Below are 12,471 nucleotides of genomic sequence, written 5' to 3'. Positions count from 1 at the left end.
TTTAAAATTATGACAGATATCACCATTAACATCAAAACAGGTTCAGACAATAGCGAACCCAAAGTTACAACAACAGACAGTGATTTAGTTGCTGTTCCAAAAACAGAATTCCCAACAGCAGAATCACCAAAAGTACAAACTCCAAAAAAAGATACGAAGGAGAAAACTTCTACGGATAAAGAGTCTCCAAAGAAAGCCGCCTCAAAAAAAATGGACATGACAGAAGAAGAGCATGCAAAAATGGGTTCTAAAAAATAGACTTTTGAGATAAGCTATTTCAACTATGGTATAGCTTATCTCATAAAAGGATTGCTCAATAAAGTGTAAACAGAATAACATTGACAACTATGACTAAAATCACTATCAATATTGACACGGACGGTGACGAACCGAAGGTTACCGCCACAACGGAAAATTCCAACGCAGATATTCCAAAAGCAGAGCTAACAAAAGAGGAAGCCCCGAACGAACAACCGAAGGAAGTTACTCCAGTAGAGGAATCTCCCGAGGAAGAAAAGAAAGAAGAAACTTCTTCGGAAAATGATGTCAATGAAGGGGAATCTCCAGAAAAAGAGGACTCGACGAAAATGGATATGTCTGAGGAAGAGCATGCAAAAATGAGTGATGAAAAACCTTCAGAAAAAGAATTCACTAAGGATGAATCTCCAGAGAAAGAGGACTCGACGAAAATGGAGATGTCTGAGGAAGAGCATGCAAAGATGGAACACGGCAATGCACCAATGGGAATGCAAGGTCATGACCATCATAAAATGATTGCAGATTTTCGATTGAGATTTTTCATTTGTCTTGGGCTTTCCATTCCGATAATGATTTTATCTCCCATGCTTCAAATGCTCGTTGGTATAAATTGGCAATTTGCGGGTTCACAATATGTTGCCTTTGCACTATCTTCAATAGTTTTCTTTTATGGTGGCTTACCATTTCTGAAAGGATTTTGGAACGAAATAAAAACGCGCACACCTGGAATGATGATATTGATTGCAGTGGCTATTTCAACTGCATACATATATAGCACAGCAACTGTTTTTGGTTTAAAGGGAGAAGATTTTTTTTGGGAATTAGCAACATTAATTACCATTATGTTGCTTGGCCATTGGCTCGAAATGAAATCTATTGCAGGTGCGTCAAGAGAATTGGAATTGCTTGTACAGTTAATGCCCGACCAAGCACATCTTGTCACTGGAGATCAAATCAGTGATGTAAAAACGGATTCACTTAAAGAAGGAGACATTATCCTTATTAAACCTGGTGAAAAAATTGCTGCCGATGGCTTAATTGCCGAGGGAGAAAGTTATTTAAACGAATCTATGCTCACTGGCGAATCCGTTCCAGTAAAAAAATCGAAAGGGCAAAAAGTAATAGCGGGTTCCATCAATGGTAATGGTTCTATAAAAGTTACCGTTAGTCATGCTTCCAAAGATTCTTATCTCTCTACGGTAATTAAGATGGTAGATGATGCACAAAAATCAAAATCAAAAACACAACTGCTAGCTGACAGGGCTGCACTCGTTCTTACCATTGTTGCATTAACGCTCGGCTTCGGAACATTTGCTTTTTGGCTAATATATGGTGAGACACTTCAATTTGCATTGGAAAGAATGGTAACTGTAATTATTATTAGTTGTCCTCATGCACTAGGTTTAGCAGTACCATTAGTGGTTGCTATCTCAACAGCGTTATCAGCAAAAAACGGATTACTCATTAAGAATAGAACAGCATTTGAGAACTCAAGAAAAATAACAACTATAATTTTTGACAAAACAGGGACACTTACCATCGGAAAATTTGAAGTAGCAAAAATAACTCCTCTATCTATCGGAGACGAAAAAGAAATTATTAGGCTTGCCTCTGCGCTGGAGCAAAATTCCGAACATCCTATTGCAACAGGAATACTCACCAAAGCAAAAGAATTGTCTATTACAATTCCAGAAGTTTCAAATTTTAAAGCAATAACGGGCAAAGGAGTTGAAGCCGAAGTAGATGGGAAAAATATCAAAGTTGTAAGTCCAGGCTATCTTAAAGAAAATAAAATTGAATTACCTGAAAATTATGCAGGGAACAAAGCCGAAACAATTGTTTTCATTATTATAGATGGAAAACTGGGAGGATTTATTTCATTGGGAGATAAAATAAGACCTGAATCTGCCGAAGCAATACAAACACTTCACGACAATAAAATCAAATCAATTTTACTTACTGGCGATAATGAAGCCGTTGCCAAAAGTGTTAGTGATGAATTAAAAATGGATGGCTATTTTGCAGAAGTGTTGCCAGAACAAAAATTAGAAAAGATAAAAGAGCTGCAGGCGAAAGGAGAATTTATTGCCATGACAGGTGACGGGGTAAACGATGCCCCTGCATTAGCACAAGCAAACATAGGAATTGCTGTGGGGAGCGGAAGCGACATTGCAGCCGAAACAGCAGGAATAATTTTAGTGAACAGCAATCCAAAAGACATTGCAAGTTTGATTTTATTCGGCAAGGCAACCTATCGCAAAATGATTCAGAATTTAATTTGGGCGACAGGTTACAATGTAGTTGCCATACCGCTTGCAGCAGGTGCGCTCTACAAATGGGATATTTTATTAACTCCAGCGGTTGGCGCGGTGCTAATGAGTGTGAGTACGATTGTAGTTGCCATTAATGCGAAAATGTTGAAGGTAAAGTCAGTTTCCAAAAAAGATGAAAAATAAATAATTATAAAATGAAAAAAATCAGAGTAGCAGTAAATGGATATGGAGTCATTGGAAAACGTATCGCCGATGCCATTCTTTTACAGGATGATATGGAACTAGTTGGAATTGTCGACCTAGTAACTGATTGGAGAATTAAAGCAGGGGCAACAAACAATCTTCCTGTTTTTGCTTTTGATAATGACTCATTTCAAAAAATGAAAGCATCAGGTATTGATGTTAAAGGAACATTAGATGATTTGCTTAAAAATGTTGATTTGGTTTGTGATGCAACACCAAAAAAAGTTGCTGCTTTAAATTTCGAAAAGTATAAAAATGCAGGCGTGAAATCAATTTTTCAGGGCGGAGAAAAACATGAGCTTACTGGACATTCATTTGTTGCACAAGCAAATTATGCAAGTGCTATAGGAAGGGATTCTACAAGAGTTGTTTCGTGTAATACAACGAGCATCGTTCGTATAAATGGCGCATTGCATCAATCAGGTTTATTCAAAAAAGGCAATGGAGTACTTGTTCGCAGAGCTACCGATCCTTGGGAATCTGACCATTCAGGAATTATGAATACTATCGTTCCTGAAACAACGGTTCCATCGCATCAGGGTCCTGATGCACAAACAATAATTCCTGGACTTGAAATTACAACCGTTGCATTAGTTGCTGCCCAAACAACCAGTCATTTTCATAGCTGGCATGTAGAACTTGCACGTCCTTGTTCAAGGGAAGAAATAATTTCAATTTTTGAAAAAACGCCAAGAGTTATTTTTCTCAGGGAAAGTGATGGGCTTACAGCATTAAATCATACCATAGAATTGATGAGTGATTTAGGGAGGCCAAGAGGTGATATGTGGGAAGTAGGTTTATGGATCGATAGTTTAAAAGTGATAGGCAATGAACTTTATTTCAATTACCAAGTGTACAATCAAGCCATCGTTGTACCCGAAACCATTGATGCCATCAGGGCTTTGACAGGTATAGAGAAAGAGGCAACTGCTTCCATCAACAAAACAAATAATTCAATGGGAATAATTCAGGGAGATGTTTTCAAAAATCTGTTTAAATAAAAAATGCAGTTCATTCATAAAAAGTTTAAAAACGATTAGTAGTTAAATCAGTTACAGGCACAATGAATTAAAAATAATATTTTTTTTGACTTGAAATTGAATAAAAAAAGACAATGTAATAAATACTTTAAAAGTAAAACGGAGTGATAGTCACAAAGTGGAATTTAAAAACAATAAATAAAAATTATGAAAACATTACAAAAAGTTACGTTAATGGTTGGTTTAGTTGGTCTTCTATATTCTTGCCAGTCAACACAACAGGTTCTCTCAAAATCAGATAAGAGAATGGAAATTATGAATGAAATTGCTAATGATGATAGTATGTCCAAAGAGATGATGGGGATGCTTATGAATAGCAAAAGCGGTAAAATGATGATGCAGGAAAAGGAAATGATGATGACGAAAGAAAGTCATGCTAAAATGATGGCAATGATGAAAGACGATCCTGCAATGATGAAAAATATGATGGCGGAAATGATGAAGAATAATCCAGAAATGATGAAAGAAAATCATGCTAAAATGATGGGGATGATGAAAGATAATCCCGAAATGATGAAAAGCATGATGCCGGAAATGATGAAAATGATGCAAGATAATCCAGAAATGATGAAAAGTATGATGGCAGGAATGATGGAAAAATGTAAAAATGATGAAGCTATGATGTCTGGAATGTGTAAATCGATGATGGAAAATCCCGAAATGATGAAAATGATGGAGAAAATGAAAGGTGAAAAAATGGACATGAAAAAAATGAAAACGATGGATAAAAAAATGGAAAAGAAAGAAGATCATAAAGCACATCATTAATATTTAAGTATAATTACCTGTTTCATGTAATTATATTAATTATGTTTATTAGTTTTAACCACATAGTCCCGATAGTTAATGGAATTATGTGGTTCATAAATAAATTTAGTCAAGAAATATAAATAATACCTATATCAATAAATTAAAATAATAAATTACACTTTACGGGTTAACTCTAAAATTATAAAATTATGCATGATAGCGATAACAATGGAATGCACATGGACGGATATTCTTTCATGGGAATGCAAATGTATTGGTTGGTTTTAATAATTGTATTGCTTGTTTTCATATTGGTAATGTTTAGCCGATTCAGAAAAAGAAAATAATTAGTACAATTTAGAATAATAAAAATGAGAAGAATAATAGTAGCAGCGTTCATATTGATTTTTTATTCCGGTGCGCAAGCGCAGAATATGAAAGGGATGAATATGTCAAAAAATGAAAAGCAACAAAAGGTACAGGCAACCACTTATACCTGTGTGATGCACCCCGAAATTCACGCAAGTAAACCGGGAAATTGTCCAAAATGCGGAATGGTATTAATAAAGGAGAAGGCAAAAACAGTTAAGAAAGTAGTAATACAAAAGCCAAAAAGTGTCAAAACACCCATGACGAAAACTTCCAAAAAAGAAGTTAAAATGGATGGCATGAAAATGAATGAGGCGGATGCTCATAAAGGACATGATATGGGTACTATGGATATGCCAAAAGCTAGCTTAGGACCAATCAAAACAGTAGTAAGTAAAATTGCTCCAAGAACAGTCAGATACGATTTATACGTTCGTGATACCATCGTAAATTTTACAGGAACTCCTAAAAGAGCCATTGCCGTAAACGGTCAGATTCCGATGCCAACGCTTACTTTTACCGAAGGCGATACGGCTGAAATTCATGTGCATAACGAATTGGATGAAGAGACATCGTTGCACTGGCATGGACTAATGCTGCCCAACCAATATGATGGCGTGCCTAATTTGACACAAATGCCTATAAAACCACATACGGAACATGTGTATACTTTTCCAATTATTCAACATGGAACACATTGGTATCACAGTCATACTGGTTTGCAAGAGCAAATTGGGATGTACGGTTCTATGATTTTGAACAAAAGAGAAGATCTTGATATTCCAACCATTCCCCTAATTTTGAGTGAATGGACGGATATGAACCCGAAAAATGTGCATCGAATGTTGCATAACGCCTCGGATTGGTTTGCGATTCAAAAAGGAACAACTCAAAGCTACTCGGAAGCGATAAAAGCCGGTCATTTCAAAACTAAAGTTAAGAATGAGTGGAAACGAATGAACGCCATGGACGTAAGTGATGTGTATTACGATAAGTTTCTAATCAACGGAAAAAGCGAAAGTCAATTGTCCCAATTTAAAGCGGGAGATAAAGTCCGATTGCGAATTTCAAATGGTGGCGCTTCCACTTATTTTTGGCTTACTTATGCAGGCGGAAAAATAACCGTTGTTGCCAATGACGGTAATGATGTAGAGCCAGTTGAGGTGGATAGACTAATTGTTGCCGTTTCTGAAACGTACGATGTTATTGTTACCATTCCTGCGGATAAAACGGCTTATGAATTTTTGGTCACCTCAGAAGATCGCACAAAATCAGCTTCCCTGTATCTAGGTGACGGGATTAAGCAATTGACAACTCCTTTACCAAAATTAAAATATTTTGAAGGGATGAAGATGATGAACGGAATGATGAAAATGAATGGTGATTTAGACGATATGGGAATGCAAATGTCACTGAACCAAATGGACATGAACGTAGTGATGTATCCGGAAATTACAGGGCCTCTAACTCCTAAAGGCGAAATGAAAATGGAAAGTGCAATGGATCATTCTTCACATGATATGGGAAAAATGAAAATGGATGATTCTTCGCCAAAAAAGGACGGTATGAAAATGACGGAGGACGATTATAACAGCAACGAACTTTCGGATATTGTTACATTGAACTATGCGATGCTGAAATCGCCAATCAAAACAACACTTCCAAAAGATGCGCCGGTAAAAGAATTGAAATTTGAACTAACCGGAAATATGAACCGTTACGTTTGGAGTTTAGACAACAAAGTAGTTTCGGAAGCAGATAAGATTCTAATTAAAAAAGGAGAAAATATCCGTTTGATATTGCATAACGGCTCGATGATGCGTCACCCGATGCACTTGCACGGACACGATTTTAGAGTAATCAACGGTCAAGGCGATTTTGCCCCCATGAAAAACATCATTGACATCATGCCAATGGAAACGGATACGTTGGAATTTGCAGCCACCGAAAGTGGTGATTGGTTTTTTCACTGTCATATTCTGTATCACATGATGAGCGGAATGGGAAGGGTTTTCTCTTATGAAAATTCTCCTGCTAATCCAGAAATACCAAATCCTAAATTGGCGCAACGCAAATTATTCGCAGATGACAGAGCTTTCCATGTGATGGCGGAAAATGATTTTGCTACTAATGGAAACGATGGAATGCTGATGATTCAAAACACGCGTTGGAGTATTGGTACCGAATGGCGTTTGGGTTACAACGATCATCATGGATATGAAACCGAAACTCATATTGGAAGATACATTGGAAAAATGCAATGGCTGATGCCGTTCATTGGTTTTGACTGGAGGTATCGAAAAATGGAAATGGGAGTAATGGAAGAAAATCTTTTTGGTCAAACTAATACCAAAGACAATCGCGCCGTTTTCAGTGCAGGGGTGGAATATACTTTGCCCATGCTCATCAAAGCACAAGCTGAAGTCTATACGGACGGAAATTTCAGATTGCAATTTGAACGTATGGATATTCCGGTTTCTAAACGATTGCGCATGAATTTAATGTGGAATACAGATAAAGAATACATGGCAGGTTTGCGATACATTATCACGAGAAATCTTGGTGTGACTACACATTATGATAGCGATATGGGAATTGGTTTTGGTGTGAATTTGAATTATTAAATATCCTTTGGGAAGTTTTTGTTTCGAATGCGCAGCTGCGTATTGATAAAAGAAATGGATAAAAGACGGAAGTAATAAATAGGATCATAATCCTGCAATGAAAATTGTTGTTAACTTTTTAAAAAAATAATGCTATGATGGATAAAGGAAATGGAGAAATGCACATGAACGCCTACACATTCATGGGACTACATATGTTTTGGTGGGTCTCTATAATATTTTTTGCACTTGTGTTATTAGCAGTGGCGCACCGTTACAGAAGAAGAAAATGATTCTGAATTTTACTCCATAATTAATTTGAAATAGATATTAACTTTTAAAAAATGCAGGAAATCGACCTAAAGTCTGATTATTTAGTGGTATTTGTAGTTACAAGATAATTTTTTAAAATCCACAAATACATTAGATTTTTTAGCTTGTTTGCTAAAAATGTGTGAATCATGTAATTATAATCTCTAATTGTGGTAGATTTTATCAGTTTTATACCGTTATTTTTGTTTTGCCGAAATATATTAACTTCGGAGCAACTATAAAATTATTTATATGAATAACCCTTCAGCACCAAAGAAAATTACCTGGATTATAGGATTGATTTGCGGTATACTAGGAATCATCGGACATTTTGCACATATTCAGATTTTATCGGAGTATAATTACACGCTATTACTAATTGGTTTTGTTGTTTTGGCAATAGGAACTACTGTAAAAGGAGTTTAGATAAAAAAATGTAGCTGATAAAAGAGTTTTCATAGCAAGAAATCCTGACTAGTGTAAATCTGTTTCTAGCGTTAGTCGATTTTTTCATTCGCTAAATAACTTAACTTTCAGATAGTTTAAATATTTTTTTTCCCATGATGTTTGAATAGAAAATCTTTTACCGTTGTCCAATGTATTTCTGGGTAGCGACTACTATCGAGTTTTGCTATTTTCGAACGTTCATCGATCATATTGTGCATGTATTGCATTCCTTGCCAAGCAGGATAAAGTTCTTTTTCTCCTGGCGCTAATTTTCGTGCAATCTTTATAATTATCGTAAGAAGTCTTTGTCCGCCAGGTCTAAATAAGCGAAACTTCTGTCCTGTTACCTGACTAACTATTGCTTTTACTTCGCGCGGACTTACTAGGTCACCTGCAATTCTAAGGTATCGGGGAGTATTTGAGTCCAGAGCTACTTTAGCTGTAAATTCTGCGGTATTATCCATTGTGGTAAAGCCCAATTTGTAATCCTTATTTCCCCAGTATAGAATCATTTTCTGCTTGAAAAGGATCATAGGCATTTCATTTATTAACAATTCAGTAAAGGCTCCGTTAAAAATTGAAGTTGCTGTAATTGAAGTTTTGTCAAGGTATTCGTGAAATTCACGTCTTAGATCCAAGTTTCGGTTTTCGCCATATGAAAACTTAGTAAAATCTAATGAATAGTCTGATGGAATAAAGCGAGGAACGCCGGCTGCAATGGCGGCATCTAACAAAACTTTTTGGGCATCTATAACCACTTCACGTAATCCGGCTAAAGCGGAAACTACGCACGAAACACCAATGCAAGAAGTTTTTAATTCTTCCAAATTCCAACTACTCACCTTATAAATTTTAACACCTAAATTTTCAAGTTCTTTTATTTTTTCAATATCACTGGTCGAACGAACAACTACACGTATTTCAGTATCTTTATTTAGTAAAGCCTTTACTATTCTTAGCCCTAAATTACCTGTCGCACCTGCTACTAAAATTATTTTTTTCATTTTTCTATACTATTTTCTATTGTCCGTAGAAAGGTTTTATAATTAATCAACGTCAGTTTACCTAAAAATCGGCAAATTGGGTTGTTTCGTCTTAATTACAAAGTAAATATAGATGATTAAGATTGTAATTAGTTTTTTTATAAAAAGAGATTGGATTATAAATCTAAGCAATGGGCTTTAGCGGAACATATTTGCAAGCAATCAAATCAATCTTTTTTATGTTGTTCCGTGTGATTTTGATTTCCGTTAATCGTATGATCTCCCGCGTTCATTCCGTTTGACATTCCAATCATGAAGGCAGTGATAATTAGCATTATTTTTCTTTTTATCCAAAGAGTAGGTCGTTTAGATTTCTCCAAACGTGTTTTTTTATTGTGTTTATACATTGTGTAAATGATAAATGATTTAGACATTTGTTTTATCATCTTTATGCATGGAGTTGCATAAATGCTTAGAAAGGAATTTCTAGGCTATGTATAAATTTTTATAGGAATTTCTTGAGGTAATCATCTCATTTAGAAAGAGATGTTTTATGGTAAATGAACTTACTTTTTGATAAAGCAGCGTTTGTAATTTTAGAAGAACCCGAATTTGAAGACTATAAATATCTTGAAATTGGAGATAAGCTAACTGAAATACGAATGGGGTTTTTTCAGACGAATTTATCTGATTGAATAGGTATAATTTCGAATGAGCATCACGAAATTCATTTCTAATCTTGACGTATGAAACTTGATAATAATCCGCTGAATTTGATTGAGAATCTAAAATACAATCATTGACCATCAGGCCTAAAGCCAGAAAGAGTGAAATCAGATATTTTAAATACTTTGTCAATTTATTTAATTTGAATTATCATTTTTATTGATCTGTACAAGTTTCCTAATCTTGGTTAGGATTTTGGAGCTGAAATACTATTTATTTTTCGGATTAATACCATTGGCCAAATCCGTGTTATTGGATTTAAATACTCTTTAACCACCTTTATTTTAAAAAAGTAAGACGTTTGTCTTTAACTGAATCCAGACGAAGCATTTTATAATCCAGAACATAATTTTGGTATATGCGCCAAGGCGCTTTATTCCCTTGACTGGGAAGCATATTCGCTGACCGGTTAATGTATCCGGAATTGAGGTTGAGTAACGGAACTGGTTTTAAATCAGTCTCCACTACTTTTGCCTGCACCGCTTTATAATTATGTTTGTCTAAATATTTTAAAACCCGTGAAATATATTCGCTGGTAAGGTCACTTTTCAACGTCCACGACGCATTGGTATAGCCTACAAAAATAAAGAAGTTGGGCAGGTCGCTTAACATAAGGCCTTTATAGACAAAAGATTTAGAAACATCAAATGGTTTTGAATCCAGTTGAATTTTCACTCCTCCAAACGCCACTAAATTAAGTCCTGTTGCCGTGATAATAATATCGGCGGCTAATGTTTTACCAGACTTCAATAAAATTCCATTGGTTACAAAACGATCGATATGTTCGGTAACTACTGTCGCTTTCCCTTTCCTGATGGCTCTAAAAAAATCTCCGTTTGGCGCGATACAAAAACGTTGTTCCCACGGATTGTAGTTGGGTATAAAATGAGGGTCCACCGGAAAGTTACCCAGACCTTTTTTAGCACCTTTGATAATGAATTTTTTCATCGCTTCGGGAAAGAACTTGCAGAGATTAAAAAAGACAATCGCATAAAAAATGTTTTTATATCGAATCAGCTTATACGCTATTTTTTTTGGAAATAGTCGTTTCAGTCTGGCGGCAATCTTGTCCTCATTGGGCAAAGCAGCAATGTAGGTTGGCGATCGCTGCAACATTGTAATTTGCGCCCCTTCGGCGGCAAGCTCGGGTACGATGGTGACCGCTGTTGCTCCGCTGCCAATTACGACCACTTTTTTATCGGCGACATCTAATTTTTCAGGCCATTTTTGAGGGTGGATTATTTGTCCTTCAAAACTGGATTGATCCTTAAATTCTGGGGTGTAGCCTTTGCTATAATTATAATAGCCGCTACAGCTAAAGATAAACTGGCACGTATAAACTGTTTCTTCTTCTGTGGCTGTATTTACGGTAGTTATCGTCCATAATTTCTCTTTGGTATCGAAGTTATAAGAAACAGCACTTTGTCTGTATCGGATATGATCTCGTACTTTATATTCGTCGGCAGCTTCATTCAGGTATTTCAAGATTGAAGGTCCGTCCGCGAAAGATTTTTGCTCATCCCATGTTTTAAAGGAATACCCAAAAGTATACATATCCGAATCAGAACGGATTCCCGGGTATTTAAACAAACTCCAAGTGCCTCCAAGTTCCGCTCTTGCTTCTAAAATAACATAGGTTTTCTCAGGATTTTTACGGGATAAATGACAGGCAGCCCCTATTCCGGACAAGCCAGCTCCTATTATGATAATATCGGTATGCGTTGTGTTCATGTTGTTATTTTAGAATGAAATGCTGTTGCAAAATACAAAATAGAATCAACAAAAAAACACCATTAAATTTTCAAGCTTAATGGTGTTTTTAGTTTATAGGATGATTTTTTAGAAGAGGAAAATCAAGGAGGATTTGGTTAGCGCTTTGCTCAGTCATTGCGAGTTCAGACAGCTATCGGAATCAAGCATTCCTAGTTGCGGCATTTTGTATCTTGTTCTTGACAATCACAGCATATCGTTAAAAAAACGTGTTGCGCTTTTATGACCTTTTTATATTTTAATCATTTCAATTCCTTTCATCCAGAAGATTTCAGATTCCAAGTACCTGAGCCTTGTTTTAATTATTCGGTCAGTTTTGTCTCTCGGAGATTTTATTATAAGTCTGGCTTTGGATTTAGTAAAGTCCAACGTATGTTTTTGGTCAAAGTCTTTTTGCTTATCGACAAAAAATGATATCACATTGTTTTCTATAGTCCATTTCCCTTTTCCGTATTTATTTACTTCAGGCGGAATCCCGTTTTTAATGTTTGAGTAATACTGGAAGAAAAATGTTCCATCTTGATTTAAATTCAAGTTATATTCAAATAAGTGATTTTCCTTATTTCCAAATGTAAGTGTATAATCACCAGCTACTTTATCCGTGTTTCAGCCCCTTAAATAATCGGACACAATTATAAATAGAAATCTATAATTTTGTACGATGGAAAAGAGAAAATTTACCAAAGAAGAGAAGCTA

The 12,471-nt window shown here is 35.7% G+C and carries 13 protein-coding genes; 8 read left to right on the top strand and 5 right to left on the bottom strand.

Annotation, left to right across the window (positions count from 1 at the left end; translation table 11 throughout):
* The first annotated feature begins 9 nt into the window (after window positions 1-9).
* The 8 genes from IWX84_RS06435 (at window position 10) to IWX84_RS06400 (ending at window position 8,274) form a co-directional block, all read left to right on the top strand.
* Entirely contained in the window at window positions 10-258 is a 249-nt protein-coding gene (locus IWX84_RS06435) for a hypothetical protein (RefSeq protein ID WP_196849916.1), read from the top strand.
* Window positions 259-617: 359 nt separating this feature from the next.
* On the top strand, window positions 618-2,714 hold the full coding sequence (locus tag IWX84_RS06430; RefSeq protein WP_196850080.1) for a copper-translocating P-type ATPase: 2,097 nt from the start codon (window positions 618-620) through the stop codon (window positions 2,712-2,714).
* 11 nt (window positions 2,715-2,725) lie between these two features.
* Window positions 2,726-3,775, top strand: a complete 1,050-nt coding sequence (locus IWX84_RS06425; protein ID WP_196849915.1) for a type II glyceraldehyde-3-phosphate dehydrogenase — start codon at window positions 2,726-2,728, stop codon at window positions 3,773-3,775.
* Between the two features lie 186 nt (window positions 3,776-3,961).
* Window positions 3,962-4,582, top strand: a complete 621-nt coding sequence (locus IWX84_RS06420; protein ID WP_196849914.1) for a membrane or secreted protein — start codon at window positions 3,962-3,964, stop codon at window positions 4,580-4,582.
* Window positions 4,583-4,773: 191 nt separating this feature from the next.
* Window positions 4,774-4,911, top strand: a complete 138-nt coding sequence (locus IWX84_RS06415; RefSeq protein WP_196849913.1) for a hypothetical protein — start codon at window positions 4,774-4,776, stop codon at window positions 4,909-4,911.
* A 24-nt stretch (window positions 4,912-4,935) separates the two neighbouring features.
* On the top strand, window positions 4,936-7,557 hold the full coding sequence (locus IWX84_RS06410; protein WP_231385428.1) for a multicopper oxidase domain-containing protein: 2,622 nt from the start codon (window positions 4,936-4,938) through the stop codon (window positions 7,555-7,557).
* Window positions 7,558-7,691: 134 nt separating this feature from the next.
* Complete coding sequence (locus IWX84_RS06405; RefSeq protein ID WP_196849912.1) at window positions 7,692-7,829, top strand: hypothetical protein; 138 nt, start codon at window positions 7,692-7,694, stop codon at window positions 7,827-7,829.
* Between the two features lie 271 nt (window positions 7,830-8,100).
* Window positions 8,101-8,274, top strand: coding sequence for a hypothetical protein (locus IWX84_RS06400; protein WP_196849911.1), 174 nt, complete (start codon window positions 8,101-8,103; stop codon window positions 8,272-8,274).
* 116 nt (window positions 8,275-8,390) lie between these two features.
* On the opposite strand, the gene IWX84_RS06395 is transcribed toward IWX84_RS06400, so the two are convergent.
* From IWX84_RS06395 to IWX84_RS06375, 5 genes are all read right to left on the bottom strand, one after another.
* Complete coding sequence (locus tag IWX84_RS06395; RefSeq protein ID WP_196849910.1) at window positions 8,391-9,299, bottom strand: NmrA family NAD(P)-binding protein; 909 nt, start codon at window positions 9,297-9,299, stop codon at window positions 8,391-8,393.
* 206 nt (window positions 9,300-9,505) lie between these two features.
* The gene (locus IWX84_RS06390; RefSeq protein ID WP_410505207.1) at window positions 9,506-9,712 is read right to left on the bottom strand and encodes a hypothetical protein; all 207 of its coding nucleotides are present in this window, start codon (window positions 9,710-9,712) and stop codon (window positions 9,506-9,508) included.
* A 52-nt stretch (window positions 9,713-9,764) separates the two neighbouring features.
* Entirely contained in the window at window positions 9,765-10,136 is a 372-nt protein-coding gene (locus IWX84_RS06385; protein ID WP_196849909.1) for a hypothetical protein, read from the bottom strand.
* A gap of 147 nt (window positions 10,137-10,283) precedes the next feature.
* Window positions 10,284-11,735 carry a flavin-containing monooxygenase gene (locus IWX84_RS06380; RefSeq protein ID WP_196849908.1) on the bottom strand — a complete coding sequence of 484 codons (1,452 nt, stop codon included), beginning with the start codon at window positions 11,733-11,735 and terminating at the stop codon, window positions 10,284-10,286.
* A gap of 270 nt (window positions 11,736-12,005) precedes the next feature.
* On the bottom strand, window positions 12,006-12,308 hold the full coding sequence (locus tag IWX84_RS06375) for a hypothetical protein (protein WP_196849907.1): 303 nt from the start codon (window positions 12,306-12,308) through the stop codon (window positions 12,006-12,008).
* Window positions 12,309-12,471: the final 163 nt, after the last annotated feature.

It is taken from the genome of Flavobacterium sp. CG_9.10 (genome assembly GCF_015752245.1).
Taxonomy (GTDB): domain Bacteria; phylum Bacteroidota; class Bacteroidia; order Flavobacteriales; family Flavobacteriaceae; genus Flavobacterium.
Note: the sequence above shows the minus strand (reverse complement) of the source record. Positions and strands in the feature narration are given on the sequence as shown.